This window comes from Herbaspirillum sp. LeCh32-8 (assembly GCF_017814915.1).
Taxonomy (GTDB): Bacteria; Pseudomonadota; Gammaproteobacteria; order Burkholderiales; family Burkholderiaceae_D; genus Herbaspirillum.
The window spans coordinates 81,886-107,379 of record NZ_JAGIPZ010000005.1 but is presented as its reverse complement, the minus strand read 5'-3'; the positions used below and the strand labels follow the sequence as shown (position 1 = coordinate 107,379).

General features: G+C 64.3%; 25 protein-coding genes. 19 read left to right on the top strand and 6 right to left on the bottom strand.

The annotated features are described in order from the left end of the window. Nucleotides 1-173: 173 nt before the first annotated feature. The 4 genes from mmsA to J8I26_RS11300 all read left to right on the top strand — a co-directional run bounded on the left by mmsA (nucleotide 174) and on the right by J8I26_RS11300 (nucleotide 5,611). Entirely contained in the window at nucleotides 174-1,703 is a 1,530-nt protein-coding gene (gene mmsA, locus J8I26_RS11315) for a multiple monosaccharide ABC transporter ATP-binding protein (RefSeq protein WP_245200268.1), read from the top strand. A gap of 10 nt (nucleotides 1,704-1,713) precedes the next feature. Then, nucleotides 1,714-2,931: a multiple monosaccharide ABC transporter permease gene (mmsB, locus tag J8I26_RS11310; RefSeq protein ID WP_209607193.1), complete on the top strand. Its 1,218-nt coding sequence runs from the start codon at nucleotides 1,714-1,716 to the stop codon at nucleotides 2,929-2,931. A 70-nt stretch (nucleotides 2,932-3,001) separates the two neighbouring features. Next, the gene (locus J8I26_RS11305; protein ID WP_209607191.1) at nucleotides 3,002-4,759 is read left to right on the top strand and encodes an IlvD/Edd family dehydratase; all 1,758 of its coding nucleotides are present in this window, start codon (nucleotides 3,002-3,004) and stop codon (nucleotides 4,757-4,759) included. 66 nt (nucleotides 4,760-4,825) lie between these two features. Further along, nucleotides 4,826-5,611, top strand: coding sequence for an SDR family oxidoreductase (locus tag J8I26_RS11300; RefSeq protein ID WP_209607188.1), 786 nt, complete (start codon nucleotides 4,826-4,828; stop codon nucleotides 5,609-5,611). A 281-nt stretch (nucleotides 5,612-5,892) separates the two neighbouring features. On the opposite strand, the gene J8I26_RS11295 is transcribed toward J8I26_RS11300, so the two are convergent. Further along, nucleotides 5,893-6,834: a LysR family transcriptional regulator gene (locus J8I26_RS11295; protein WP_209607186.1), complete on the bottom strand. Its 942-nt coding sequence runs from the start codon at nucleotides 6,832-6,834 to the stop codon at nucleotides 5,893-5,895. Between the two features lie 319 nt (nucleotides 6,835-7,153). Between J8I26_RS11295 and J8I26_RS11290 the strand changes: the two genes are divergently transcribed. Both J8I26_RS11290 and J8I26_RS11285 read left to right on the top strand, forming a co-directional pair. Continuing rightward, nucleotides 7,154-8,299: a porin gene (locus J8I26_RS11290; protein ID WP_209607185.1), complete on the top strand. Its 1,146-nt coding sequence runs from the start codon at nucleotides 7,154-7,156 to the stop codon at nucleotides 8,297-8,299. A gap of 164 nt (nucleotides 8,300-8,463) precedes the next feature. Next, nucleotides 8,464-9,345, top strand: a complete 882-nt coding sequence (locus J8I26_RS11285; RefSeq protein ID WP_209607183.1) for an SMP-30/gluconolactonase/LRE family protein — start codon at nucleotides 8,464-8,466, stop codon at nucleotides 9,343-9,345. A 21-nt stretch (nucleotides 9,346-9,366) separates the two neighbouring features. Here the strand turns inward: J8I26_RS11285 and J8I26_RS11280 are convergent, their stop codons facing one another. Continuing rightward, on the bottom strand, nucleotides 9,367-10,221 hold the full coding sequence (locus J8I26_RS11280; protein ID WP_209607181.1) for an IclR family transcriptional regulator: 855 nt from the start codon (nucleotides 10,219-10,221) through the stop codon (nucleotides 9,367-9,369). Between the two features lie 240 nt (nucleotides 10,222-10,461). Next, nucleotides 10,462-10,719 (bottom strand): hypothetical protein, encoded by a 258-nt coding sequence (locus tag J8I26_RS11275; RefSeq protein ID WP_209607179.1) that lies wholly within the window; start codon nucleotides 10,717-10,719, stop codon nucleotides 10,462-10,464. Here J8I26_RS11275 and J8I26_RS11270 point away from each other — a divergent pair. The 7 genes from J8I26_RS11270 (at nucleotide 10,700) to J8I26_RS11240 (ending at nucleotide 18,029) form a co-directional block, all read left to right on the top strand. Then, nucleotides 10,700-11,977: an L-fuconate dehydratase gene (locus J8I26_RS11270; protein ID WP_209607177.1), complete on the top strand. Its 1,278-nt coding sequence runs from the start codon at nucleotides 10,700-10,702 to the stop codon at nucleotides 11,975-11,977. The two genes, J8I26_RS11275 and J8I26_RS11270, sit on opposite strands and share 20 nt — an antisense overlap. A 77-nt stretch (nucleotides 11,978-12,054) precedes the next feature. After that, nucleotides 12,055-12,831, top strand: coding sequence for an SDR family oxidoreductase (locus J8I26_RS11265; protein WP_209607176.1), 777 nt, complete (start codon nucleotides 12,055-12,057; stop codon nucleotides 12,829-12,831). 10 nt (nucleotides 12,832-12,841) lie between these two features. Next, nucleotides 12,842-13,183 carry an L-rhamnose mutarotase gene (locus J8I26_RS11260; RefSeq protein ID WP_209607174.1) on the top strand — a complete coding sequence of 114 codons (342 nt, stop codon included), beginning with the start codon at nucleotides 12,842-12,844 and terminating at the stop codon, nucleotides 13,181-13,183. A 198-nt stretch (nucleotides 13,184-13,381) separates the two neighbouring features. Continuing rightward, nucleotides 13,382-14,923 carry a sugar ABC transporter ATP-binding protein gene (locus J8I26_RS11255; protein WP_209607172.1) on the top strand — a complete coding sequence of 514 codons (1,542 nt, stop codon included), beginning with the start codon at nucleotides 13,382-13,384 and terminating at the stop codon, nucleotides 14,921-14,923. 21 nt (nucleotides 14,924-14,944) lie between these two features. Next, complete coding sequence (locus tag J8I26_RS11250) at nucleotides 14,945-15,988, top strand: ABC transporter permease (RefSeq protein ID WP_209607170.1); 1,044 nt, start codon at nucleotides 14,945-14,947, stop codon at nucleotides 15,986-15,988. 79 nt (nucleotides 15,989-16,067) lie between these two features. Next, a complete protein-coding gene (locus tag J8I26_RS11245) occupies nucleotides 16,068-17,006 on the top strand; it encodes an ABC transporter substrate-binding protein (RefSeq protein WP_209607168.1) in 939 nt (312 codons plus the stop codon). A 153-nt stretch (nucleotides 17,007-17,159) separates the two neighbouring features. Next, nucleotides 17,160-18,029 carry an amidohydrolase family protein gene (locus J8I26_RS11240; RefSeq protein WP_209607167.1) on the top strand — a complete coding sequence of 290 codons (870 nt, stop codon included), beginning with the start codon at nucleotides 17,160-17,162 and terminating at the stop codon, nucleotides 18,027-18,029. Between the two features lie 12 nt (nucleotides 18,030-18,041). On the opposite strand, the gene J8I26_RS11235 is transcribed toward J8I26_RS11240, so the two are convergent. Continuing rightward, nucleotides 18,042-18,680 (bottom strand): LysE family translocator, encoded by a 639-nt coding sequence (locus tag J8I26_RS11235; protein WP_209607165.1) that lies wholly within the window; start codon nucleotides 18,678-18,680, stop codon nucleotides 18,042-18,044. A 14-nt stretch (nucleotides 18,681-18,694) separates the two neighbouring features. Continuing rightward, nucleotides 18,695-19,318 carry a TetR/AcrR family transcriptional regulator gene (locus tag J8I26_RS11230; RefSeq protein WP_209607163.1) on the bottom strand — a complete coding sequence of 208 codons (624 nt, stop codon included), beginning with the start codon at nucleotides 19,316-19,318 and terminating at the stop codon, nucleotides 18,695-18,697. 151 nt (nucleotides 19,319-19,469) lie between these two features. Here J8I26_RS11230 and J8I26_RS11225 point away from each other — a divergent pair, with 151 nt between their 5' ends. The 6 genes from J8I26_RS11225 (at nucleotide 19,470) to J8I26_RS11200 (ending at nucleotide 24,669) form a co-directional block, all read left to right on the top strand. Further along, nucleotides 19,470-20,777 (top strand): FAD-dependent oxidoreductase, encoded by a 1,308-nt coding sequence (locus J8I26_RS11225; protein ID WP_209607160.1) that lies wholly within the window; start codon nucleotides 19,470-19,472, stop codon nucleotides 20,775-20,777. Then, nucleotides 20,774-21,619 carry a DUF1365 domain-containing protein gene (locus J8I26_RS11220; RefSeq protein ID WP_209607158.1) on the top strand — a complete coding sequence of 282 codons (846 nt, stop codon included), beginning with the start codon at nucleotides 20,774-20,776 and terminating at the stop codon, nucleotides 21,617-21,619. Before J8I26_RS11225 ends, J8I26_RS11220 begins: the two co-directional genes overlap by 4 nt. Beyond that, on the top strand, nucleotides 21,616-22,836 hold the full coding sequence (locus J8I26_RS11215; protein ID WP_209607156.1) for a cyclopropane-fatty-acyl-phospholipid synthase family protein: 1,221 nt from the start codon (nucleotides 21,616-21,618) through the stop codon (nucleotides 22,834-22,836). The genes J8I26_RS11220 and J8I26_RS11215 overlap by 4 nt, the downstream gene beginning before the upstream one ends. A 2-nt stretch (nucleotides 22,837-22,838) precedes the next feature. After that, nucleotides 22,839-23,396: a DUF3833 domain-containing protein gene (locus J8I26_RS11210; protein WP_209607154.1), complete on the top strand. Its 558-nt coding sequence runs from the start codon at nucleotides 22,839-22,841 to the stop codon at nucleotides 23,394-23,396. A 77-nt stretch (nucleotides 23,397-23,473) separates the two neighbouring features. Next, on the top strand, nucleotides 23,474-24,241 hold the full coding sequence (locus J8I26_RS11205) for an SDR family NAD(P)-dependent oxidoreductase (protein ID WP_209607378.1): 768 nt from the start codon (nucleotides 23,474-23,476) through the stop codon (nucleotides 24,239-24,241). A gap of 5 nt (nucleotides 24,242-24,246) precedes the next feature. After that, nucleotides 24,247-24,669 carry a nuclear transport factor 2 family protein gene (locus J8I26_RS11200; RefSeq protein WP_209607152.1) on the top strand — a complete coding sequence of 141 codons (423 nt, stop codon included), beginning with the start codon at nucleotides 24,247-24,249 and terminating at the stop codon, nucleotides 24,667-24,669. Between the two features lie 19 nt (nucleotides 24,670-24,688). On the opposite strand, the gene J8I26_RS11195 is transcribed toward J8I26_RS11200, so the two are convergent. Beyond that, nucleotides 24,689-25,405: an MgtC/SapB family protein gene (locus tag J8I26_RS11195; protein ID WP_209607149.1), complete on the bottom strand. Its 717-nt coding sequence runs from the start codon at nucleotides 25,403-25,405 to the stop codon at nucleotides 24,689-24,691. Between the last annotated feature and the right edge of the window lie 89 nt (nucleotides 25,406-25,494).

Genomic DNA, 25,494 nt, shown 5'->3' with positions numbered 1-25,494 from the left:
AGCGCCGCCCGCTGAATCTTTCGCGGTACGACCACTCATAAGAAAAGCATAGTCCCGCTCCTGTGCGGGACTATTACATTCAGGAAGTTGCGCCGGCGGCAAGCCGACGCAAACGAGACAAAAAAGCCCGGCCCCGCCACGAACGGACGGTCGGCAAACAAGAGGTCCGCATCATGAGCAACATTCTGGAAATGCGCAGCATCGAGAAGAGTTTCCCGGGTGTGAAGGCGTTGAACAACGTCAACCTGGCGGTGCGCGAAGGCGAAATCCACGCCGTCGTCGGCGAGAACGGCGCCGGCAAGTCGACGCTGATGAAGGTTCTCTCCGGCGTCTATCCCCACGGTTCCTATTCCGGCGACATCGTCTACAAGGGCGACGTGCGCTCCTTCAAGGACATCCGCGACAGCGAACACCTGGGCATCATCATCATCCACCAGGAGCTGGCCTTGGTGCCGCTGCTGTCGGTGATGGAAAACCTGTTCCTGGGCAACGAGCAGGCGCGCGGCGGCATCATCGACTGGGAGCATTCCTATGCGCGCGCCAAGGAGCTGCTGGCCAAGGTCGGCCTGAAGGAGTCGCCGCTGACGCTGGTGGGCGACCTGGGCGTGGGCAAGCAGCAGTTGATCGAGATCGCCAAGGCGCTCTCCAAGGAAGTGAAGCTGCTGATCCTCGACGAACCCACCGCCAGCCTGAACGAGAGCGACAGCGATGCACTGCTGGAGCTGCTGCTGGAGCTGAAGACCCAGGGCATCTCCTCCATCCTGATCTCGCACAAGCTCAACGAAATTTCCAAGGTCGCCGACTCGATCACCGTGCTGCGCGACGGCACCACCGTCGACACCTTCGACTGCCGCGCCGAGCCGATCAGCGAAGACCGCATCATCCAGCACATGGTGGGCCGCGAGATGGCCGACCGCTATCCGCAGCGCGACCCGCAGATCGGCGACGTGATCTTCGAGGTGCGCGACTGGCGCGTGCACCATCCGCTGCATGCCGATCGCCTGGCGATCAAGGACGTCAACATGAGCGTGCGCGCCGGCGAAATCGTCGGCATTGCCGGCCTGATGGGTGCCGGTCGCACCGAGCTGGCCAAGAGCATCTTCGGGCGCGCCTACGGCAAAAAGATCACCGGCCAGGCCTTCCTGCACGGCAAGGAGGTCGACCTGTCGACCATCCAGAAGGCGATCGGCCACGGCATCGCGTATGTCACCGAAGACCGCAAGGGCGACGGCCTGGTGCTGGAAGAAGACATCAAGAAGAACATTTCGCTGGCCAATCTCGGCGGCGTCTCCGAGCGTACCGTGATCGACGAGGCGCGCGAGTACAAGGTCGCGGCCGACTTCAAGAGCCAGATGCGCATCCGCTGCTCCAGCGTACTGCAGAAGGTGGTCAACCTGTCCGGCGGCAACCAGCAGAAGGTGGTGCTTTCCAAATGGCTGTTCTCGCAGCCGGAAGTGCTGATCCTGGACGAGCCCACGCGCGGCATCGACGTCGGCGCCAAGTTCGAGATCTACAACATCATCAGCAAGCTGGCGGCCGAGGGCAAGTGCATCATCATGATCTCGTCGGAGATGCCGGAACTGCTGGGCATGTGCGACCGCATCTACGTGATGAACGAAGGCCAGTTCGTGGGCCAGTTCCCGCGCGAAGAGGCCAGCCAGGAAAGCATCATGCGCGCCATCATGCGCAACAAGAGAATCTGAGGAGTAAAACATGGAGACCATGAACATGAGCAAGAAAGAGTCGCTGGCAGCCGGCGGCGGACCCGCTGAGAAGAAGGACTACGGCAGCTTCCTGAAGAACAACATGCGCGAGTACGGCATGCTGCTGTCGCTGGTGGCGATCATGGCGTTCTTCCAGATCATGACCGACGGCACACTGATGCGTCCGCTGAACCTGACCAACCTGGTGCTGCAGAACAGCTACATCGTGATCATGGCGCTGGGCATGCTGATGGTGATCGTGGCCGGCCACATCGACCTCTCGGTCGGTTCGGTGGTGGGCCTGATCGGCGCGCTGGCGGCAGTGCTGATGGTGGACTACGGCTGGGACTTCGTGACCGCCTCGGTGGTCTGCATCATCGCCGGCGCCATCATCGGTGCGGCGCAGGGCTACTGGATCGCGTACTTCAAGATCCCGTCCTTCATCGTCACCCTGGCCGGCATGCTGGTGTTCAAGGGGATGGCGTTGGCGCTGCTGCAGGGCCAGTCCCTGGGCCCGTTCCCGCCGGCCTTCCAGATGCTGTCCTCGGGCTTCATCCCTGAGCTGACCGGCAACACACAGTTCCGCACGACCTCGCTGATCGTCGGCGTGGTGGCGTCGGTGGTGCTGATCCTGGTCAAGATCCATGCGCGCCGCAAGCAGACCAAGCACGGCATGGAAGATGAACCGCAACTGTTCTTCCTGTTGAAGAACGGCCTGTTCGCCGCCGCCATCATCGCCTTCAGCTACCTGATGGCGACCTATCGCGGCATGCCCAACGTGCTGATCATCATGTTCGCGCTGATGGTGCTGTACACCTTCATCACCAACCGCACCACGCTGGGCCGTCGCGTCTACGCCGTGGGCGGCAACGAGAAGGCGGCCAAGCTGTCGGGCATCAAGACCGAGCGCGTGTCCTTCTTCACCTTCGTCAACATGGGCGTGCTGTCGGCGCTGGCCGGCCTGATCTTTGCGGCCCGCCTGAACACCGCCACCCCCAAGGCCGGCCTCGGCTTCGAGCTGGACGTGATCGCGGCCTGCTTCATCGGCGGCGCCTCGGCCTCCGGCGGCGTGGGCAAGGTGATGGGCGCGGTCATCGGCGCCTTCGTGATGGGCGTGATGAACAACGGCATGTCCATCATGGGCATCGGCATCGACTACCAGCAGATGATCAAGGGCTTCGTGCTGTTGATGGCAGTGTGCTTCGACGTCTACAACAAGAACAAGTAACAAGCAGAACGAAGCGGGCAGCGATGCCCGCTTTTCGCATTCAAGACCCAAGCAAATACAGGACCCCAGAATGAGCAGTGACAAGAAAGACAAGAGCCGCCAGCTGCGCTCGGCCGGCTGGTTCGGCACCGCCGACAAGAACGGCTTCATGTACCGCAGCTGGATGAAGAACCAAGGCATCCCCGACCACGAGTTCCAGGGCAAGCCGGTGATCGGCATCTGCAACACCTGGTCCGAACTGACGCCTTGCAACGCCCACTTCCGCAAGATCGCCGAACACGTGCGACGCGGCATCATCGAGGCCGGCGGCTTCCCGGTGGAGTTCCCGGTGTTCTCCAACGGCGAATCCAACCTGCGCCCTACCGCCATGCTCACGCGCAACCTGGCCAGCATGGACGTCGAGGAATCGATCCGCGGCAACCCGATCGACGGCGTGGTGCTGCTGACCGGCTGCGACAAGACCACGCCGGCGCTCCTGATGGGCGCGGCCAGCGTCGACGTGCCGGCCATCGTGGTGACCGGCGGCCCGATGTTGAACGGCAAGCACCAGGGCCGCGACATCGGTTCGGGCACCGTGGTGTGGCAGCTCTCCGAGCAGGTCAAGGCGGGCGAGATCAGCATTCACGATTTCATGGCGGCCGAGGCCGGCATGTCGCGCTCGGCCGGCACCTGCAACACCATGGGCACCGCGTCGACCATGGCCTGCATGGCCGAATCGCTGGGCGTATCGCTGCCGCACAACGCCGCGATCCCGGCGGTTGATGCGCGCCGCTATGTGCTCGCGCACATGTCCGGCATGCGCATCGTCGACATGGTGTGGGAAGACCTGAAGCTGTCCAAGATCCTGACCCGCAAGGCCTTCGAGAACGCGATCCGCACCAATGCCGCCATCGGCGGCTCCACCAACGCGGTGATCCACCTGAAGGCGATCGCCGGCCGCATCGGTGTCGACCTGGAACTGGAAGACTGGACCCGCGTCGGCCGCGGCACGCCGACCATCGTCGACCTGCAGCCCTCGGGCCGCTACCTGATGGAAGAGTTCTACTACGCCGGCGGCCTGCCGGCGGTGATGCGCCGCCTGGGCGAGGCCGACCTGCTGCCGCACCCGGACGCGCTGACCGCCAACGGCAAGACCATGTGGGAGAACGTCAAGGATGCGCCGATCTATAACGATGAAGTGGTGCGCCCGCTGAAGAACCCGCTGATCGACGACGGCGGCATGTGCATCCTGCGCGGCAACCTGGCGCCGCGCGGCGCCGTGCTGAAGCCGTCGGCCGCGTCGCCCGAGCTGATGAAGCACCGCGGCCGCGCCGTGGTGTTCGAGGACTTCACGCACTACAAGGAACGCATCAACGATCCCGAGCTGGATGTGGATGCAAGCTGCGTGCTGGTGATGAAGAACTGCGGCCCCAAGGGTTACCCCGGCATGGCCGAAGTGGGCAACATGGGCCTGCCGCCCAAGGTGCTGGCCACCGGCGTGAAGGACATGGTGCGCATCTCGGACGCGCGCATGAGCGGCACCGCCTACGGCACGGTGATCCTGCATGTGGCGCCGGAAGCGGCCGCCGGCGGACCGCTGGGCATCGTGCAGGACGGCGACTTCATCGAACTCGATGCCTACGCCGGCAAGCTGCAGCTCGACATCAGCGACGAGGAACTGGCGCGTCGCCTGGATGAGCGTGCAAAGAAGCTGGCCGCGCAACAGCCGGCCATGGTCGGCGGCTATCAGTCGCTGTACGTGGACCGCGTGCTGCAAGCGGACCAAGGCTGCGACTTCGACTTCCTGGTCGGTTGCCGCGGCGCCGCCGTGCCCAAACACTCGCATTGAAGCAAGCACCAACGACAAGATCAACATGCGCGGGCTTCGCGTGAAGCCCGCGACCAAGGAGAACACATGAGCAGTAATCCGCAGAATGTCCAGCTGGCCACTTTCCCCAGCCTGAAGGGCAAACGCGTCTTCATCACCGGCGGTGGCACCGGCATCGGCGCGGCCATCGTCGAGGGCTTCGCCCAGCAAGGCGCACAGGTCGCCTTCGTCGACATCGCCAAAGAACCGAGCGAAGCGCTGTGCCGCGAACTGGCCGAGGCCGGCTATCCCAAGCCGCTGTTCCGTCATTGCGACCTGCGCGACATTCCCTCTTTCCAGCAGATCATCGCCGATCTGCAGGGCGAGCTTGGCGACTTCGACGTGCTGGTCAACAACGCCGCCAACGACGAGCGCCACAAGCTGGAAGACGTCACGCTGGATTACTGGAACGAGCGCATCGCAATCAACCAGCGTCCGTCCTTCTTTGCGGTGCAGTCGGTGGTAGAGGGCATGAAGCGCCGCGGCGGCGGTTCCATCATCAACTTCAGCTCGATCAGCTGGCACCAGTCCAGCGGCGGCTTCCCGGTCTACACCACGGCCAAGGCATCGACCCTGGGGCTGACCCGCGGCCTGGCGCGCGACCTCGGCGCACACAAGATCCGCGTCAACACCGTGACCCCGGGCTGGGTGATGACCGAGCGCCAGATCAAGCTGTGGCTGGATGAGGAAGGCAAGAAGGCGATCGCCCGCAACCAATGCCTGCAGGGCGATCTGCTGCCCTGGCACCTGGCGCGCATGACGCTGTTCCTGGCCGCCGACGACAGCGCGATGTGCACCGCGCAAGAGTTCATCGTCGACGCCGGCTGGGTGTGACGCGCAGGGGGGGCATCGTGGATATCGAAACCGATATCCCGGCGCCTGCGCCAAGCAAAAAGAGTCGCCAATCGGCGACTCTTTTTTATTTTCTGCGACGGGAAAATATTTTTTTCGGGGGGAGACTTGCGCGTCCGGAGCGCTGCTGCCGGCGACATGCCGGGCAAGATTACGCTTCCTTACATTTCTTAATAAAACTCGGCGTCGCGAGGCTGTCCAGCGGCAGCATAATGTTGCGTCGATGCCGTTGCGACCGCGCAGCAGGACTGCTGCGGGAGCGATCAGTAGATCATCTTCGCGACTTCGCGGATCGCCTGCAGCAGCATGGAGGCGCCGGGCGATAGCAGGTTGTCCTGGCGCGTGATGATGCCGAAGCCGGCCATGCGGCAGGGCAGGTCGATGGGCAGGATGTCCATCAGGCGCGCCTGGGTGTAGTAGCGCGCCACTTCGGTCGGCATCGCGTACAGGAAATCGGTCTGCTGCAACAGGCTGGTGATGAACAGGATGGCGGTGGTGTCGACCACGTTGGAGGGCGGCGTCAGGCCTTCCTCGCGGAACATCTGGTCGCAGCGCGCACGCAGGATGCTGCCCTTGGGCGCCATGATCCAAGGCTCGCTGGTGAGGTCCGACAGCTTCAGGTCGGTGCGCGCCTGCAGCGGGTGGCCCACGCGGGCCACAGCGCACACCGGCTCGTCGGCCAGTTCTTCATAGTGCAGCCCGCTCTTGGCTTCCTCGTCGAGGATGCGGCCGATGATGAAGTCCAGTTCCCCGTGCAGCAGCCGCGACAGCAGGATGTTGCTGCTCTCCACTTCCACGCCGATGCGCAGCATCGGCGCGTTCTCCTTGACCCGCGCGATCGCCGGCGGCAGCAGCGCCATGCCCGGCGAGAGAATCACGCCCACATCCACCTGACCTGACAGGCCTGACTTCAGCGCCACGATATCTTCATGCGCCTTGGACAGGCTGGTCAGCGCCATGCGCGCGTGGCGGATCATCGCCTCGCCGTAGATGGTGGGCCGCATGCCGCGCGGCAGGCGCTCGAACAGCGAGACGCCCAGCATGTCTTCCAGGTCCTTGAGCTGCTTGGAGGCAGCCGGCTGGGTCATGTTGAGCTCGCTGGAGGCGCGATGGATGTTGCGAGTGTCGTCGAGGGCGATTAACAGCAGGAGTTGGCGTGTTTTCAATCGCGCCCGGAGAAACCAGTTGGGGTCACTGTTTTTCATAAGTCTCCGAGGAACTGTTCTAAATTTTTTAGTTGGAATTTTTTGCTGCGAATGATGATATCAAATCGCATATCGGATTTGCTAAAGAATTCATTGGAAAGACATGTTCTGAATACTTAGTATCTAGCCACATTCCGGGCTCGCATAAATTCCAATCAAGCGATCCGGGATGAGAGAAGAGAAGGTCGGGCAGCACCAGAACAAAAAAGTTGGGAGACCGTCAGGGCCGCGTCAGGTTCCGGATGGTCAGAAGTGCAAGCTGCACGACCGAGCCCACCGACCAAAAAAATTTAAACGGCAATATCCACGGAGACTATTCATGAAGCAAGTGAAGCCATCCTTTACTGGAGCAAAGACCCTGTGCGCGCTCGCGCTGCTGGGTGCATTTTCCGCGCAAGCACACGCACAAAGCAGCGTGACCATTTATGGTCGCGTGGTGGCTGGTATGGACGTTCTGACTCACGCCGGCACCAACGGCCAAGGCACCAAGTGGAGTGCCGCGAGCAACCAATGGGGCACCAGCATGATCGGCTTCAAGGGTACGGAAGACCTGGGCGGCGGTACCAACGCCTTCTTCCTGCTGGAATCCGGTTTCAACGCAACCAAGGGCAGCTTCAACGGTTCCGACACCAGCAACAGCTCCGCGCTGTTCAATCGTCGTTCCTACGTTGGTCTGGGTTCGGCCAGCGCCGGTTCCATCAAGTTCGGTAAGAACCTGTTCATCAACAACGACATCTGGTATCTGGATCCGACCGGCCAGCAAGCCATCGGCACCGCCAGCCTGGTCAACGGCCGCAACTGGCCGGGCGCCAGCAACGTGATCGAGTACGCCAGCCCTGACATGGGCGGCTTCACCGTCGGCCTGCAGACCAGCCTGGGCGAGAAGCCGGGTTCGTTCAGCGGCGGCGTGCCCAACGCCGGCTCCAGCGACGGCCGCAAGGACGGCATCTCGATGGCCTACCAAAAGAACGGCCTGGAACTGCGCCTGATCTATGACGTGGTGCGCGATGCCAACGGCAACTACAGCGACATCTGGGGTCACTCCAAGGAGCTGATCGTCGGCGGTACCTACAAGTTCGAGAAGCTGAAACTGTTCGTCGGTTACGAAAACCTGCGCGCGCCTGACGCCAAGGCCGGTGATCCGACCCGCGCCAACCACTACTGGGTCGGCGCCAACTATGACGTCACTCCGCAGTTCCAACTGGTCGGCGCCGTGTTCCACGTCAACGCCAACAACGGCAGCGTTGCCAACACCGGCAGCACCACCGGCGGCGGCGGCAATGCCAACCTGTACATGGCCGGCGTGAACTACTTCCTGTCCAAGCGCACCCTGCTGTACTTCGATGTCGGTACCGTGCGTAACGGCACCGGTGCATCGCACCAGTTGGAAAACGGTGGCAATACCGCCGGCGCTTCGGGCCTGAACCAGACCGGCGCGTACTGGGGCGTTGCCCACTCGTTCTAATGATGTGAAATCCTTCCTGAGGTGGTCTTGATGTAGTTTGAGGGCAGGCGCAAGCTTGCCCTTTTTTCTTTTTTTGCCGCCTTGTTCTGTTCTTCCATTTTCTTGCGCGGTGCGTGCGGGTATTCTTAACGTAACCGCTAATTACGTATGACAGGGATTCATTGATGAAAGCGCAACTGGTCGTGGACGGCCGTCACGAATTGGGCGAGGGCGTGTTGTGGTGCGAGCGCACCCAGTCGGTGTTCTGGACCGATATCCATGCCTCGCGACTGTGGAGCCATCATCCGCAAAGCGGCGCCACGCGCAGCTGGGGTATGCCCGAGCGGCTGTGCTGCTATGCCTTCACCGGCGACGACGAGCAGCTGCTGCTCGGCCTGGAGTCGCGCCTGGCCTTCTTCAACCTGGCCACCGGCGCCATTGCGCCGATCTGCGACATCGAAGCCGACTTGCCCGGCACGCGCCTGAACGACGGTCGTTGCGACCGCCAGGGCCGGTTCGTGTTCGGCACCCTGAATGAAGACGCCGCGCGCGAGCCCATCGCCAGCTTCTACCGGCTCAATACTGACCTGAGCGTGGAGCGCCTGGCGCTGCCCGGCATCGCCATCTCCAACAGCATCTGCTTCAGCCCGGACGGCAGCCTGATGTACCACTGCGATACGCTGGACAAGCGCATCATGTGCGCCGACTACGACGTGCTGAGCGGCGCGGTGTCCAACCCGCGCGTGTTCGCCGATCTGGCGCAGCAGCCGGGCAGCCCGGACGGATCCACGGTGGACGCCGACGGCCATGTCTGGAATGCGCAATGGGGCGGCGCGCGCGTGGTGCGCTTCGCGCCCGACGGCAGCATCGACCGTGTGGTCGAGATGCCGACTTCGCAGCCGAGCTGCGTCGCCTTCGGGGGCGAGGATTTTTCCACCTTGTACGTCACCTCCGCGCACGAAGGCATGTCCTCCGAACAGCGCGCGCAGGATGCGCTGGCCGGCGCGCTGTTCTCGGTGCGGCTGGAGGGCGTGCGCGGTCTGGCCGAGGCGCGCTTCGGCGGCTGACGGCCGGGCAGGGTATCGGGCTCAGGCGCCGAAGCTGGAGTCGCCCATCAGGCGCGACAGGCGCGCCGAGATTTCCTGCACGATGCCCTGCACTTCATCCAGGCTGGGGTTGACCTTCTTGTCGATGCGTTCGATGTAGGGCACGTTCAGCGCCGCCAGCATGCGGTTGTTGGCGCCCATGACGGGGTAGGAAAGATTGACCACGCCGCGGATCTGGCGGCTGTCCATGCGCGAGTGGCCGCGCTTTCTGGTGTCGTCGATCTGGCGCACCAGCTGCGCGGTTTCGATTTCCTGCTCGCCGTCCATGCGCACGTGATCGGCCAGCATGCGGGCGCGTTCGGCTTCGTCGCGAAACGCCAGCAGCACATGGCCCGACGCGGTGTCGGTCAAGCTGACCAGCGCCCCGACCTTGAGGCCGAAGGCCCAGCGCTCCGGGCTGTCGACCTGGGCCACCACGATCACGCGGCCGGCTTCGTAGACAGTCAGGTGCGAGGACTGTACAGCGCGGTTGGCCAGCTCGCGCATGTGCGGCAGGGCGGTGCTGACCAGCGAGCGGATCGGCTGGTGGTAATGGGCCAGCTCGAAGAGTTTGAGCGAGAGCCGGTAGTGGTCGTTGTCGGCGATCAGGTAGCCGCGCTGTTCCAGCGTCACCACCATGCGGAAGATTTCATTGACGCTGCGACCCAGCTGCCGCGAGATCTGGTTCAGCGTCAGCATCTGCTCGGAGCGCGACAGCAGTTCCAGGATATCCAGGCCCTTGTCCAGCGCGGGGGCGGCGTAGCGATTCTTGCTGCTGCCGGCGCCGTCGTCGTCGGCATCGGTCGCGGTCTGGAGAGCGGCCGATTCGGGCGCGGTGATTTTTCTGGTTCTGGGCATGATGGCCTGTTTTGTTGATCGCGTCGGCAGGTTTGGCGGCATCGACATGGGGCGGATGCGTGTCGTTATGCGGGCAAATTCTAGAAGATTTTATAAGTCATTAAATTTTATTTGTAAAAGTATTTTTTATTGATTCAATTTAAATGCCAATTTGACATCTCAATATTGGTATCGATCGTGATGGAAACATCATCGCTTTGCCTCGGCTGCCAGAGCAGAATCGCAGGTATTCTACGAATCTCACATATAAAAATAAATTTTATTTGTGATTGATTGAAAGTTGCGGAAGGAGACAACGGAGCACGGTAACCGCACCGCATCCGCAGCATCCAGTAGAGCGACATCCATATATAAAACAGGGAACAGGCTGCCCGCGGCAGGTTCCAGGCTGCCGACAAGGCGCCGCCAAAGCGCATGATCCATGCCGAGCCCGGACATGCATGACCAGCCGCCGCCAGTAACCTGCAACGACTGAACGATGACCAAGATCACTGCCATGCGCGTCCTCGACGTGCGCTTTCCCACCTCGCAATCGCTGGACGGTTCGGACGCGATGAACCCGGATCCGGATTATTCCGCCGCCTACGTCATCCTCGATACCGACAACGACAAGCTCAAGGGCCACGGCCTGACCTTCACCATCGGCCGCGGCAACGAGATCTGCTGCGCCGCCATCCGCGCTATGGAGCATCTGGTAGTCGGGCTGGAGCTGGAGTGGATCGCCGCCGACATGGGCCGCTTCTGGCGCCACGTCACCTCCGACAGCCAGCTGCGCTGGATCGGCCCGGACAAGGGTGCGATCCACCTGGCCACCGGCGCCGTGGTCAACGCCGCCTGGGACCTCTGGGCCAAGGCCGAAGGCAAGCCGCTGTGGAAACTGGTGGCCGACATGTCGCCCGAAGAACTGGTGCGCACCATCGACTTCCGCTACATCACCGATTGCATCACGCCCGAGGAGGCGCTGGCGCTGCTGCGCGAGAAGGAGGCCGGCAAGGCCGAGCGCATGCGCACCTTGCAGCAGGAAGGCTATCCCTGCTACACCACCTCGGCCGGCTGGCTGGGCTACGACGACGCCAAGCTGCGCCGCCTGTGCCAGGAAGCCATCGACCAAGGCTTCAACCACGTCAAGCTCAAGGTCGGGCGCGATCTGGCCGACGACAAGCGCCGCGTCACCATCGCGCGCGAAGTGCTGGGGCCGGATCGCCAGTTGATGATCGATGCCAACCAGGTGTGGGAAGTCGACCAGGCGATCAGCTGGGTCAAGGAGCTGGCCTTTGCCAAGCCGTGGTTCATCGAAGAGCCGACCAGCCCGGACGACGTGGAAGGCCATCGCAAGATCCGCGCGGGCATCGGCGCGGTCAAGGTCGCCACCGGCGAGATGTGCCAGAACCGCGTGCTGTTCAAGCAATTCATCATGCGCGAGGCCATCGACGTGGTGCAGATCGACTCCTGCCGCCTGGGCGGCGTCAACGAAATCCTGGCGGTGATGCTGATGGCCGCCAAATACAAGCTGGTGGTCTGTCCGCACGCCGGCGGCGTCGGCTTGTGCGAGTACGTGCAGCACCTGTCGATGATCGACTACGTGTGTATCTCCGGCAGCAAGGAAGGGCGCGTCACCGAATACGTCGACCACCTGCACGAGCACTTCGTCGACCCCTGCGTGGTGAAGAACGCGGCCTACATGCCGCCCAGCATGCCGGGCTTCTCGATCGAAATGAAGCCGGAGTCGCTGGAGCAGTACCGCTTCCGCGGATAGAACGCCACGCAGCACATCCACCGGCAGGCTGAACGTACAAAGACACACAAGAACGTACAAAGACAACGGAGACAGAAGTGGATCTGAACCTGCAAGACAAAGTGGTGATCGTCACCGGCGGCGCCTCCGGCATCGGCGGCGCCATCACGCTGCAACTGGCGGCCGAGGGCGCGATCCCGGTGGTATTCGCGCGCAGCGAGCCCGATGCGCAATTCTGGACGCGCCTGCTGGCGCTGCAGCCGCGCGCCGCATTATTTCAGCTGGAGCTGCAGGACGACGCCAGGTGCCGCGACGCCGTGGCCGAGACGGTGCAGCGTTTCGGCCGCCTGGACGGCCTGGTCAACAACGCCGGCGTCAACGACAGCATCGGCCTGGACGCCGGGCGCGATGCTTTTGTCGCCTCGCTGGAACGCAACCTGATCCATTACTACACCATGGCGCACTACTGCGTGCCGCATCTCAAGGCCACGCGCGGCGCCATCGTCAATGTTTCCTCCAAGACCGCCGTCACCGGCCAGGGCAACACCAGCGGCTATACCGCCGCCAAGGGCGCGCAACTGTCGCTCACGCGCGAATGGGCGGCGGCGTTGTTGAACGACGGCGTACGCGTGAACGCGCTGATCCCGGCCGAGGTGATGACGCCGCTGTATGAAAAATGGATCGCCACCTTCGACAATCCGCAGGAGAAGCTCGACGCCATCACCAGCAAGATCCCGCTCGGCAAGCGCTTCACCACCTCGGAAGAGATGGCCGATATGGCGGTGTTCCTGCTCTCGGGACGCTCTTCGCACACCACCGGGCAGTGGATCTTCGTCGACGGCGGCTACACCCATCTCGATCGCGCGCTGAGCTGAGAGGACGGCGATGCGACATCTTCTGGCACTGGACCTGAAGGACGACGCGGCGCTGATCGCGCAGTACGAACAGCACCACCGCCGCATCTGGCCCGAGATTGCAGAACACCTGAAGCGCCACGGCGTGACCGGTATGGAGATTTACCGACTTGGCACGCGCATGACGATGGTGATGGAGACCGACGACGCGCGCTACGACGCCGCCGCGATGGCCGCCGCCATGGCGAACGACCCCAAGGTGCGAGAATGGGAAGAGCTGATGTGGCGCTTCCAGGCGCCGACCCCGTGGACGCCGGCCGGGCAGAAGTGGATTGCGATGGACAAGATCTTCGACCTTTCGTCGCAGGCTTGATAAAACGTCCTGTCATCCCGGCGCAGGCGAGGATCGGATGTTGTTCGTGGCGCATCGACGGCCGCTGAACGACGCCGGGTCCTGACCTTCGTCAGGACGACAGGGAGGTGGAAATTCGAATCCTTGGTGGTTCGAGGCAAGCGTGAAAAACGAAAACCGACGGCTACCCAGAAGAGCCGCAATGCATCCGAGGTGAGCATGCAACAAGACCAAGAGACAAACCGCAACAACCAGCCGCCGCTGATCGCCCTGCGCAACGTCAGCAAGCGCTTCCCCGGCGTGCTGGCGCTGGACAACTGTCAGTTCGACCTGGCGGCCGGCGAAGTGCACGCGCTGATGGGCGAGAACGGCGCCGGCAAGTCGACGCTGATGAAGATCCTGTCCGGCGTGTACCAGAAGGACGAGGGCGAGATCCTGCTCGACGGCAAGCCGGTCGAGATCGACCAGCCGCGCACCGCGCAGGCGCTGGGCATCGGCATCATCCATCAGGAACTGAACCTGATGAACCACCTGTCGGCCGCGCAGAATATCTTCATCGGCCGCGAGCCGAAGAAGGGCTTCGGCCTGTTCCTGGATGAAGAACAGTTGAACCGCCAGGCCGCAGTCATCTTCGAACGCATGCGTCTGGACCTCGATCCGCGTACGCCGGTCGGGCAGCTGACCGTGGCGCGCCAGCAGATGGTGGAGATCGCCAAGGCGCTCTCGTTCGATTCGCGCGTGCTGATCATGGACGAGCCGACCGCAGCGCTGAACAACGCCGAGATCGCCGAGCTGTTTCGCATCATCCGCGACCTGCAGGCGCAGGGCGTGGGCATCGTCTACATCTCGCACAAGATGGACGAGCTGCGCCAGATCGCCGACCGCGTCACCATCATGCGCGACGGCCGCTACATCGCCACCGTGCCGATGGAGGGCACCTCGATGGACACCATCATCTCCATGATGGTGGGGCGCCAGCTGGACGGCGAACATCGCCAACCGCCCGACACCTCCGCCAACCAGGTCATGCTGGAGGTCAAAGGCCTGTCGCGCGGGCGGGCGATCCGCAACGTCAGCTTCCAGCTGCGACGCGGCGAGATCCTGGGTTTCGCCGGCCTGATGGGCGCCGGGCGCACCGAGGTGGCGCGCGCCATCTTCGGCGCCGATCCGCTGGAGGCGGGCGAGATATTCATCCACGGCGGGCGCGCCGTCATCAGGACGCCGGCCGACGCGGTGGCGCACGGCATCGGCTATCTATCGGAGGACCGCAAGCACTTCGGCCTGGCCACCGGCATGGACGTGCAGGCCAATATCGCCATGTCCAGCATGGGGCGCTTCACCAAAGCCGGCTTCATGAACGAACGCGCCATCCGCGAAACCGCGCAGGCCTACGTGCGCCAGCTGGCGATCAAGACGCCGTCGGTGGAGCAGCAGGCGCGCCTGCTGTCGGGCGGCAACCAGCAGAAGATCGTGATCGCCAAGTGGCTGCTGCGCGACTGCGACATCCTGTTCTTCGACGAACCCACGCGCGGCATCGACGTCGGCGCCAAGAGCGAGATCTACAAGCTGCTCGACGCCCTGGCCGCGCAGGGCAAGGCGATCGTGATGATTTCCTCCGAGCTGCCTGAAGTGCTGCGCATGAGCCACCGCGTCCTGGTGATGTGCGAAGGGCGCATCACGGGCGAGCTCTCCGCCGCTGAGGCCACCCAGGAAAAGATCATGCAGCTCGCGACCTTGCGCGAATCGGCTGTCGTCCAATAAACCGAAAGCACCCAGACGATCATGGCTAACCACACTCAATCCGCCACTTCCGCCCCCATGTCCACTCCAGACAACTCCGCCGGCGCCGGCTTGCGCGCACGCCTCTTCAACCCGGCCGCGCGCCAGAAGCTGTTGGCCTTTGCCAGCCTGCTGCTGCTGATGGTGTTCTTCAGTTTTGCCTCACCCAATTTCCTTGAGGTCGACAACTTGGTCAGCATCCTGCAGTCCACCGCCGTCAACGGCGTGCTGGCGATCGCCTGCACCTACGTCATCATTACTTCGGGCATCGATCTCTCGGTGGGCACCATGATGACCTTCTGCGCCGTGATGACCGGCGTGGTGCTGACCAACTGGGGCATGCCGCTGCCGCTGGGCATCGCCGCGGCGCTGTTCTTCGGCGCGCTGTCGGGCTGGATTTCGGGCATGGTGATCGCCAAGCTGAAGGTGCCGCCCTTCATCGCGACGCTGGGCATGATGATGTTGTTGAAGGGCCTGTCGCTGGTGATCTCCGGCACGCGCCCGATCTACTTCAACGATACCGAGGGCTTCTCGGCCATCGCCCAGGATTCGCTGATCGGCGACCTGATTCCTTCGCTGCCGATTCCCAACGCAGTGCTCATCCTGTTCCTGGTGGCGATCGCGTCTTCGGTCATCCTCAACAAGACCGTGTTCGGCCGTTATACCTTCGCACTGGGCAGCAACGAAGAAGCGCTGCGCCTGTCGGGCGTGAAGGTGGATTTCTGGAAGGTCGCGGTTTATACCTTCTCCGGCGCCATCTGCGGCATCGCCGGCCTGATCATCGCTTCGCGCCTGAACTCGGCGCAGCCGGCGCTGGGCCAGGGCTACGAGCTGGACGCGATTGCCGCGGTGGTGATCGGCGGCACTTCGCTGTCGGGCGGCACAGGCACCATTCTGGGTACCATCATCGGCGCCTTCATCATGAGCGTGCTGGTCAACGGCCTGCGCATCATGTCGGTGGCGCAGGAATGGCAGACCGTGGTCACCGGCGTGATCATCATCCTGGCCGTGTACCTGGACATCCTGCGCCGCAAGCGCCGCGCATGATTGTTGATTCACCACGCAACGATTTCATCCCGCGCCGGGCGACCGGCACTCCATCATCGATAACAAAAGGAGACTCAACGTGTTCAAGAACAAGCTCATCGCCGCCGCCTTAGGCCTGGCCTTCGCCGTCGGCAGCGCCGGCGCGCAGGCCCAGGAGGTGTACATCCCGCTGATTTCGAAGGGCTTCCAGCACCAGTTCTGGCAGGCCGTGAAGGCGGGCGCCGAGCAGGCAGCCAAGGACTACAAGGTCAAGGTCAGCTTCGAAGGCCCGGAGACCGAAGCCATGGTCGACAAGCAGATCGACATGCTCTCAGCCGCGCTGGCCAAGAAGCCGCAGGCCATCGGCTTCGCCGCGCTCGACAGCAAGGCCGCGCTGCCGCTGCTGAAGAAGGCGCAGGCCGCCAAGATCCCGGTGATCGCCTTCGACTCCGGCGTTGACAGCGACATTCCGGCCACCACCGCCACCACCGACAACAAGGCCGCCGCCGCAGTGGCCGCCGACAAGATGGCCGAGCTGATCGGCAAGGAAGGCGAAGTCGCCGTGGTGGCGCACGACCAGACCAGCCGCACCGCCATCGACCGTCGCGACGGCTTCCTGGATCGCATCAAATCGGCCTATCCGAAGATCAAGGTGGTCAGCGTGCAATACGGCGGCGGCGACCACCTGAAGTCGACCGAGGTCACCAAGTCCATCCTGCAGGCCTATCCGAAACTGAAGGGCGTGTTCGGCACCAATGAAGGGTCGGCCATCGGCGTGGTCAACGGCGTGAAGGAAATGAAGCGCAAGATCATCGTCATCGGCTACGACTCCGGCAAGCAGCAGAAGGACGCGATCCGCGACGGCACCATGGCCGGCGCCATTACCCAGAACCCGGGCGGCATCGGTTACAAGACGGTGGAAGCCGCGGTCAAGGCGATCAAGGGCGAGAAGCTGCCCAAGGTCATCGACACCGGTTACTACTGGTACGACAAGAGCAACATCGACGATCCGAAGATCGCTTCGCAGCTGTACGACTGAGCGTACTTCTGACGGAGACGCCGTTTCCCCCGGCGGCGCATCCGTTTTTTCATGTTCGCCGGCATGGCCGGGCTGAACATGCCGGCGTCGCCTGCCTGGCGACGCCGTTTGCTTTTTTAACTCCATCGCCCGCATCGGGGCCGCAGGAACATCATGAAACCGCAACGCATCGACGCCCACCAGCATTTCTGGCAATACCGTCCCGAGGCCTATCCATGGATAGGCCGTGGCATGGAACTGCTGGCGCAGGACAGGCTGCCGGGCGAGCTGCACCCGATGCTCAGCGCCGAGGGCCTGGACGCGTCGATCGCGGTGCAGGCACGCGCCGGGCGCGAGGAGACCGGTTTCCTGCTGGAGCTGGCGCGGGGCGATGCGCGCATCGCCGGCGTGATCGGCTGGGAAGACATCGCCGCGCCGCAGCTGGCCGAGCGCGTGGCCGAATGGGGGCGCGACAAGCTGCTGGGCTTTCGCCATCAGATCCAGGACGAGCGCGACGTGACCGTGTTCACCGAACAGCCGGCTTTCAATGAGGGCATCGCCTGGCTGCAGGATCAGCGCTACGTCTACGACGTGCTGGTCTATGAGCGCCAGCTGCCGGAGGTGCAGGCCTTCTGCGCGCGCCATGACCGCCACTGGCTGGTGCTGGATCACTTGGGCAAGCCGGCGCTGGCCGAGTTCGGCCGCAGCGAGCTTGCCTATGCGCGCTGGAAGCGTGAGTTGGAGACCCTGGCCGCCTTGCCGCACGTGGCCTGCAAGTTGTCCGGTCTGGTGACCGAGGCCGACTGGATGCGCGGCCTGCGGCAAAAGGATTACGAACACATCGTGCTGTGCCTGGATACCGCGCTGGACGCCTTCGGCCCCGAGCGCCTGATGTTCGGTTCGGACTGGCCGGTGTGCCTGCTGGCGGCGTCCTACGCCAAGGTGGCGGCGGTGGTCAGGGAGTGGGCGGCGACGCGCTTGTCGGGCAATGAGTTGGAACAGCTATGGGGCGGTACCGCCGCACGTTGCTACGGATTGGAATGACGCTGCAAGTCGTCAGCGCAGCAGCTGGCGGATGCCGAGAAAAACGATGAGACTGCCGCACAGGCGGTCCACCAGCGCCGTGCTCTTGCGGTAACGGGCGGCCACGCCGCCGTGCGACATCGCCAGCGCCAGGAAGCTGTACCAGCTTCCCGCTACCACCAACACCACGCACAGCATGGCCGCGAAGGTCGGCCAGGAGACATGCGCCGGCGTCGCCGAGGCGAACACCGCGGCGAAGAAGGCCACCGATTTCGGATTGGCGATGTTGGTCAGGAAACCCTGCACGAACGACGCGCGCAAGCCGCCATCCTGCGGCTGGCGACCGGGTTCGGCGCGAGCGCGTGCGCTGGCCTTGCCGATCAGGCGTGCGCCGAACCACAGCAGGTAGCCGGCGCCGGCGATCTTCACCGCCAGCGCCACCCACGGAAACGCCGCGAACACGATGCCCACGCCGAGGATGGCGCAGCCGGCCCAGAACAGATTCACGATCACGATGCCGGCCACCACGGCCAGCGCCTCGGCGCGACTGGCCGAGGCGGCCTTGTGCAGCACGGCCACGAAGTTGGGGCCGGGAATGATCACGCCGGTGACATACACCGACAAGACCGCGAGTACGGCGGACCAGTCGATTGCCTGCCCGAGCGCGGACATGAGCGCGTGCATGGTCAAGGCGTCGCGCTGCCGGCGACGAAGCCCTGGAAGGCGACCTGCAGCATGTGGCGCACGATGTCTTCGTTGCCCATCTTGCTGAATTTCTGCAGATATTCCACCGCCGGGTCGCAGGTGCGCGCGTAGTAGCTGAACAGCACGACGTCGCTGGGCAGGGCGGCGTCGATCTCGCCTTTCTTCTGCGCTTCCTTCACCAGTTTTTCCAGCTGGCCATTGAGCTTGAGTACGCGCGTGACGTACTTGATGTTGCGCATCAGCATGTCGCGCACGTGGGCGCTGGTGGCGGGAAGGAAGGGCAGGCCGCCGTCCAGGCGCACGCGCAACGCCCATTCCAGCAGCGCTGCCAGCTTGCCGCGCGGACTGGCGATGTCGTCCAGCTGCGCCAGTTGTTCGACGGCGCCGTCGATGAGCCGGATCATGGTCTCGCCGACCAGGTCTTCCTTGGATTTGAAATGCTTGTACAGGCTGGGTTTGGAGATGCCGACCAGGCCGGCCACGTCGTCCATGGTCATGAGGTCGTAACCCTTGCTGCCCAGCACGGACGTCGCGGCATCCAGGATGGCGTTCTCACGCAGCTTGAATGCCTGGTCCTTGAAGCTCAGTTTGCCAAAAATACTCATTGGTATATTTAGTTACTAATCAGTAGATTTTATTTTTCATTGGTAGTAATCTTAGCACCACGCAGCCCGGAAAGGGCCATTCCTTCGTTAAAACAGCGACTGCCGGCGCGGCCGGCAAGTGGTATTAAAAGTGAGAGGGCGGCGCATAGTGATGGTTCAAGGGGCTCATCAAGGCAGGCAACGCATTGCGGTGATCGGCGGCGGCATTTCAGGGCTGGCCAGCGCCTACCTGCTGGCGCGCCGGCATGAGGTGGTGCTGTTCGAGGCGGCACCCACGCTGGGCGGACATGCCAATACCGTGGACATTGCGCCCGAAGGCCGGCCTTTCCCGGTCGACACCGGTTTTCTGGTGTTCAACGACCGCACCTATCCCTACCTGATCGCTCTGTTCGACGAGTTGAAGGTGGAAAGCTACGCCACCGACATGTCCTTCGGCGTGTCGATGGAACACGGCGAGTTCGAATGGGCCGGCACCAATCTCGACACCGTGTTCGCCCAGCGTCGCCACCTGGCCAGCCCGGCCTTCCTCGGCATGCTGCGCGACATCCTGCGCTTCAATCGCGCGGCCGAGGGCAACCTGACGGCGTGCCGGCAGCACCCGGTCACCTTGCGCAAGCTGCTGGCAGCGGGCAGCTATGGCGCCATGTTCCGCGACGCGTACCTGCTGCCGATGGCCGCCGCGATCTGGTCCAGCGCGCCGTCCGATATCCTCGATTTTCCCGCTGCCACCTTCCTGCGCTTTTGCCTCAACCACGGCCTGCTGCAGATTACCGATCGGCCGCGCTGGCGCACCGTGCGCGGCGGCTCGCGCGAGTACGTCAACAAGATCGCCGCGCGGCTGCCCGACGTGCGCCTGAACAGTCGCCTGGCCGCCGTGCACCGCACCGAGTCCGGGGTGCTGTTGCGCAGCGCCGGCGAGCAGCCGGAAGAGCGGTTCGACGCGGTGGTGTTCGCCACCCACGCGCCGCAGACGCTGGCGCTGTTGCAGGACGCCACGATGGACGAGCAGCGCGTGCTGTCGGCGGTGCGTTACCAGGCCAACATCGCCTGGCTGCACACCGACACGGCGCTGATGCCGCAGCGGCGCAAGGTGTGGTCGGCCTGGAACTACCTCGGCATGCGCGGCGCCGACGGCCACAACGGCGTATGCGTGAGCTACTGGCTCAACCGCCTGCAGGATCTGCCCTGCAAGACCGACGTGATGGTGACGCTGAACCCGCCGTTTGCGCCCAACGCTGCGCGCACCCTGGCGCGCTACGAATACGAACATCCGATCCTGGACCAGGCCGCCATCGACGCCCAGCTTGCGCTGCCCTCGATACAGGGCCGTCATCGCGCCTGGTTCGCCGGCGCCTGGACCGGTTACGGTTTTCATGAGGACGGCCTGCGCTCGGCCCTGCGCGTGGCGGCCGATTTCAACGTGGCGCCCGACTGGGCGCGGCTGGGAGCGCCGGGATGAACCCGCACGACTGCACCGGCGAGAGCGCGGCCGCGACCATCCTGCGCGGGCAGGTGATGCACCAGCGCCTGCGGCCGACGCCGCATCGCTTCGTCTATCCGGTGTTCTGCGTGCGCGTGGATCTGGATCGCGCGGCGCAAGCCGGTAATGCCTGGTTCGGCGTCGACCGCCGGCGCCTGATGTCGGTGCGCATGCGCGACTACGGCCCGCGCGACGGCAGCGACCTGGCGGCCTGGGTGCGCGCTCGCGTGCGCGGCGTCGGCATCGACGCCGACGGCGCGATCTGGCTGCAGACCTTCCCGCGCATGTTCGGCTTCGTTTTCAATCCGGTCAGTTTTTTCCTTTGCCATGACGCGCGCGGCGACTTGCGCGCGGTGCTGGCCGAGGTCAACAACACTTTCGGGCGGACCCAGCACTACCTGCTGAGCGCGCCCGACGGCGCAGCGATCGTCGAACGCACGCGGCTGTCGTGCAGCAAGCTGATGCATGTTTCGCCGTTCTGCGAGGTCAGCGGCTTCTACCGTTTCCGCTTTCGCGACCGTGGTGACAGCGCCTTGGTCGGGATCGACTACTACGACCAGGGGCAAGCCGGCGACGCCGCGCCGACGCAGGAGCCGTTGATGCGCACTTCCATCGGCGGGCGCCTGCAGCCGATGACGTCGGCCTCGGCGCTGGCCGCACTGTGCGCGCAGCCGTTGCTGACCGTCGGGGTGGTCGCGCGTATCCACTGGCAAGCCTTGTTGTTGTGGAAAAAGCGCGTGCCGTGGTTCGGCAAGGCGCCCATCCGCGCTCGTGCGGCCGTCGATGTACCGCTTTCATCTGAAAAGGAAATTTCACCGTGAACCGCAGCTCCAACAGTTTCTTCGCACACACCGGCCATCCTCCCGGCGCACCGGTTGCCGCGCGCGTGTTCCTGCGCCTGCTGGAACGCCTGGCCCACGGTCATCTGGAAGTGCTGACGCCGCACGCCACCGCGCTCACATTCGGCGACTTGCGCCAACCGCCCAGCGCGCAACTGCGCATCGTCGACTGGCGTGCCTGCGCGGCCATCCTGCGCTCGGGCGACATCGGATTTGCCGAGGCATACGCCGCAGGCTGGGTGGAGACGCCGGATCTCGCCGCCTTGCTGCGCCTGGCCATGCGCAACCGCGCGGTGCTGGAGAACATGATGAGCGGCAATCGCCTGAGCGCATGGTGGTATCGCCTGCGCCACCTGTTGCGACCCAACACGCGCCAGGGCAGTCGCCGCAACATCCAGGCGCACTACGACCTGGGCAATGACTTCTACCGTTTGTGGCTGGACGAGAGCATGACTTACTCCAGCGCCATCTTCACCGGGCCGGAGCAGAGCCTGGCGTCAGCCCAGGGCGTCAAATATCAGCGCATCCTCGACCGGCTGCAGCTGTGCGCCGGCGACCGCGTGCTGGAGATCGGCTGCGGCTGGGGCGGTTTCGCCGAGTACGCTGCCGCGCGCGGAGTCGCGGTGCACGGCGTGACAATCTCGCCGGCGCAGCTGGCGGTCGGCCAGGAACGTTTGCATCGCCGGCACCTCGACGGCCTGGCGCGGCTGGAGCTGCGCGACTATCGCGACCTCGATGGCCAGTACGACGCGGTGGTGTCGATCGAAATGTTCGAGGCCGTCGGCGAGCGTTACTGGCAAGGCTATTTCGACACCGTCGCCGCACGCTTGAAAGCGGGCGGCCGCGCGCTGGTGCAAACCATCACCATCGACGAGGCGCGCTTTGCGCAGTATCGCGCCAGCTCAGATTTCATTCGCGAGTTCATCTTCCCCGGCGGCATGCTGCCCAGCCATGAGCGCTTCAGCAAGGCAGCGCAGGCGAGCGGCCTGCGCACCGCCGAGCGCTTTCACTTCGGGCCCGACTACGCCGAGACGCTGCGCCGCTGGTGCGCGCTGTTTCTGTCGCAGCGCGAGGAGATCGCGCGCCAGGGGTTCGACCAGCGTTTCCTGCGCCTGTGGCAGCTGTATTACGTGTATTGCGAAGTCGGTTTCGACGAAGGCCAGACCGACGTGGTGCAGTTCCTCTTGCACAAGGAGTGATCATGCGGATCGCCCAGCGGTGCAACCGGTTGCGGGGAGTTGCTGCCGGCATCGGACTGGCGCTGGCCCTGGCGGGCTGCGCCTCGCAGGATATTTCGGATTACGCGGGCAAGACGCCGGCCTTCGATCCCGTCCGTTTCTTTGCCGGCCGCACCGAGGCCTGGGGTATGTTCCAGAAGCGCGGCGGCGAGGTGGCGCGGCGCTTTCATGTGGTCATCGAAGGGCGCAGCGAGGGCGAGCGACTGACGCTGGACGAGCGCTTCCGCTATGACGACGGCCAGACCCAGCAACGCGTCTGGACGCTGACGCGGCAAGCCGACGGCAGTTGGCGCGGCAGCGCCGGGGACGTGGTGGGCGAGGCCGTCGGCGAAGTGGCGGGCAATGCCTTGCACTGGCGTTACACGATGCGCCTGCCGGTAGGGGACAAGGTTTACGAGGTCAGCATGGACGACTGGATGTACCAGCTGGACGGCCGCACCATGATCAATCGCACCAGCATGCGCAAGTTCGGCGTCGAGGTGGGACAGGTCAGCCTGTTCTTCCGCAAGGATGAACCATGAACACCGATGTGCGCGCCGGCAGTGAGCAGTCGCCCGTAGCGGCGACTGATAGTGCACAGCGCCTGATCTTCGGTCCGATGAACCGGCCGGTGCGCGACTGGGCCGGCCTGCGCATCTGGGTGGTCGGCGCCTCCAGCGGCATCGGCGCGGCGCTGGCGCAGCAGGCGCTGGCCGCAGGCGCGCGCGTGGCCTTGTCGGCACGGCGCACCGAGGCGCTGGAAGAAGTGGCGGGCGGCCATGCGCAGGCGTTCATCGCGCCGCTGGATGTGTTGTCGCATGAGGCCTGGCGCGAGCAGCATGCGCGCGTGCGCGCCGCGTTCGGCGGCATCGACCTGCTGGTATTTTGCGTGGCCCAGTATCGCCCCGAGCGCAGCTGGGAAGTGAACGACGACGAGGCCGAGCACACCGTGCGCACCAATCTCGCCAGCGTCTATACTGCGCTGGGCGCGGCGCTGCCGGACATGCTGGCGCGCGGCAGCGGCGGCATCGCGCTGGTGGCCAGCGTGGCCGGTTATGTCGGCTTGCCCGGCGCGCCGGTGTACGGCCCGGCCAAGGCGGCGCTGATCAACCTGGCGGAAATTCTTTACAGCGACCTGCGGCCCAAGGGCATCAACGTCTACCTGATCAACCCAGGCTTCGTGCGCACCGGCCTGACCGACAAGAACAGCTTCACCATGCCGGCGCTGCAGACGCCCGAGGCGGCGGCCAGGGAGATCTGGCGCGGCATCGCCGAGGGGCGCTTCGAGATCCATTTCCCTCGCCGGTTTACCGCGCCGCTCAAGCTGCTGCGCCTGCTGCCGTTCCGCTGGCGCAGCGCGCTGTTCCAACGTTTCTTGCATGGCTGACCTGAATGGAAAAACTCGACGCACTGCTGCAGTGGTACATCACCCTTGATCGCGCCAGCCTGGTGCGCATCGGCGACTTCTATGCCGACGACGCGCGCTTCAAGGATCCGTTCAACGACGTGCGCGGGTTGCCCGCGATCGGCGCGGTGTTCGAGCACATGTTCGAGACCACCGAGGCGCCGCGCTTCGTGATCGTCGAGTCCATGGCGCAGGACGGGCGCGGCTTCGCCACCTGGCGTTTCGAATTCGGCTTGAAGGGAAAACCCTATACCGTGCTGGGCGCCACGCACGTGCGCTTCGACGCGCAGGGAAAGGTGGCCGAACATCGCGACTACTGGGACGCGGCCGAGGAGCTGTGGCAGAAGCTGCCGCTCATCGGCGGCCCGGTGCGCTGGCTGCGCGGCAAGTTCAGCGCCGCGCGCAGATAAGACCTGGCCGGACGCGGCCTCAGTCGGTGGTGCTGGGGCTCCAGAATGCCTGCTTGACGGCGGGCAGCGCCAGCAGGCGGTCGATCAGCGCATCCAGCTCGTCGCCGTCGACCGAGGTGGCGGCCAGCGTCGCCTCGATTTCCACTTCGTCTTCCGTGAAGGGACGCACTTCCAGGTCGTGCGTCGGATAGCGACTCTCTTCCAGCATGTCCGTCACTTGCGCCAGCACATCCTTCTGGTGCTCGCTGTCGACGATGAGGTGCAGGGTGTTGGTGACTTCCACCGACGGTACATCCAACGGCTTGCGGTTGATGGTGTTGACCACCGGGCGCAGCAGCGTATTGGCGGCCAGCACGAACAAGGTGGCGACGATGGCCTCCAGGATCAGGTCGGCGCCGGCGGCCGCGCCCACCGCGGCCGAACCCCACAGCGTGGCGGCGGTGTTGATGCCGCGCACATTGCCTTCCTCGCGCATGATGACGCCCGCGCCCAAAAAGCCCACACCCGAGACCACATACGCCACCACATGCACCGCGCCCTCATGTCCCCCCATGCGGTTGGCCATGTCGACGAACACGGCTGCGCCCAGCGCCACCAGCACGTTGGTGCGCAGGCCGGCGGTGCGCTGGCGGTACTGGCGCTCAAGACCGATGGCGCCGCCCAGGATGAAGGCGGCGGTCAGGCTGATGAAGGTGTCGGCCAGCGAATTGAGGTTGATGTTGTTGATGATTTCCATGGGCGGCCCCGAAGCGCATTTCCTGATATCTGCGGCGGCAGGCCGAACGCATGTACGCGCCTGCTGAACGATTGCGCGATGATGCCCCA

What these genes read in the sequence shown, in the direction of transcription:
- mmsA (WP_245200268.1), top strand. Translation starts at nt 174, where the DNA reads ATGAGCAACATTCTGGAAATGCGCAGCATCGAGAAGAGTTTCCCGGGT.
- mmsB (WP_209607193.1), top strand. Translation starts at nt 1,714, where the DNA reads ATGGAGACCATGAACATGAGCAAGAAAGAGTCGCTGGCAGCCGGCGGC.
- J8I26_RS11305 (WP_209607191.1), top strand. Translation starts at nt 3,002, where the DNA reads ATGAGCAGTGACAAGAAAGACAAGAGCCGCCAGCTGCGCTCGGCCGGC.
- J8I26_RS11300 (WP_209607188.1), top strand. Translation starts at nt 4,826, where the DNA reads ATGAGCAGTAATCCGCAGAATGTCCAGCTGGCCACTTTCCCCAGCCTG.
- J8I26_RS11295 (WP_209607186.1), bottom strand. Translation starts at nt 6,834, where the DNA reads ATGAAAAACAGTGACCCCAACTGGTTTCTCCGGGCGCGATTGAAAACA.
- J8I26_RS11290 (WP_209607185.1), top strand. Translation starts at nt 7,154, where the DNA reads ATGAAGCAAGTGAAGCCATCCTTTACTGGAGCAAAGACCCTGTGCGCG.
- J8I26_RS11285 (WP_209607183.1), top strand. Translation starts at nt 8,464, where the DNA reads ATGAAAGCGCAACTGGTCGTGGACGGCCGTCACGAATTGGGCGAGGGC.
- J8I26_RS11280 (WP_209607181.1), bottom strand. Translation starts at nt 10,221, where the DNA reads ATGCCCAGAACCAGAAAAATCACCGCGCCCGAATCGGCCGCTCTCCAG.
- J8I26_RS11270 (WP_209607177.1), top strand. Translation starts at nt 10,700, where the DNA reads ATGACCAAGATCACTGCCATGCGCGTCCTCGACGTGCGCTTTCCCACC.
- J8I26_RS11275 (WP_209607179.1), bottom strand. Translation starts at nt 10,719, where the DNA reads ATGGCAGTGATCTTGGTCATCGTTCAGTCGTTGCAGGTTACTGGCGGC.
- J8I26_RS11260 (WP_209607174.1), top strand. Translation starts at nt 12,842, where the DNA reads ATGCGACATCTTCTGGCACTGGACCTGAAGGACGACGCGGCGCTGATC.
- J8I26_RS11255 (WP_209607172.1), top strand. Translation starts at nt 13,382, where the DNA reads ATGCAACAAGACCAAGAGACAAACCGCAACAACCAGCCGCCGCTGATC.
- J8I26_RS11250 (WP_209607170.1), top strand. Translation starts at nt 14,945, where the DNA reads ATGGCTAACCACACTCAATCCGCCACTTCCGCCCCCATGTCCACTCCA.
- J8I26_RS11240 (WP_209607167.1), top strand. Translation starts at nt 17,160, where the DNA reads ATGAAACCGCAACGCATCGACGCCCACCAGCATTTCTGGCAATACCGT.
- J8I26_RS11235 (WP_209607165.1), bottom strand. Translation starts at nt 18,680, where the DNA reads ATGTCCGCGCTCGGGCAGGCAATCGACTGGTCCGCCGTACTCGCGGTC.
- J8I26_RS11230 (WP_209607163.1), bottom strand. Translation starts at nt 19,318, where the DNA reads ATGAGTATTTTTGGCAAACTGAGCTTCAAGGACCAGGCATTCAAGCTG.
- J8I26_RS11225 (WP_209607160.1), top strand. Translation starts at nt 19,470, where the DNA reads ATGGTTCAAGGGGCTCATCAAGGCAGGCAACGCATTGCGGTGATCGGC.
- J8I26_RS11220 (WP_209607158.1), top strand. Translation starts at nt 20,774, where the DNA reads ATGAACCCGCACGACTGCACCGGCGAGAGCGCGGCCGCGACCATCCTG.
- J8I26_RS11210 (WP_209607154.1), top strand. Translation starts at nt 22,839, where the DNA reads ATGCGGATCGCCCAGCGGTGCAACCGGTTGCGGGGAGTTGCTGCCGGC.
- J8I26_RS11205 (WP_209607378.1), top strand. Translation starts at nt 23,474, where the DNA reads ATGAACCGGCCGGTGCGCGACTGGGCCGGCCTGCGCATCTGGGTGGTC.
- J8I26_RS11200 (WP_209607152.1), top strand. Translation starts at nt 24,247, where the DNA reads ATGGAAAAACTCGACGCACTGCTGCAGTGGTACATCACCCTTGATCGC.
- J8I26_RS11195 (WP_209607149.1), bottom strand. Translation starts at nt 25,405, where the DNA reads ATGGAAATCATCAACAACATCAACCTCAATTCGCTGGCCGACACCTTC.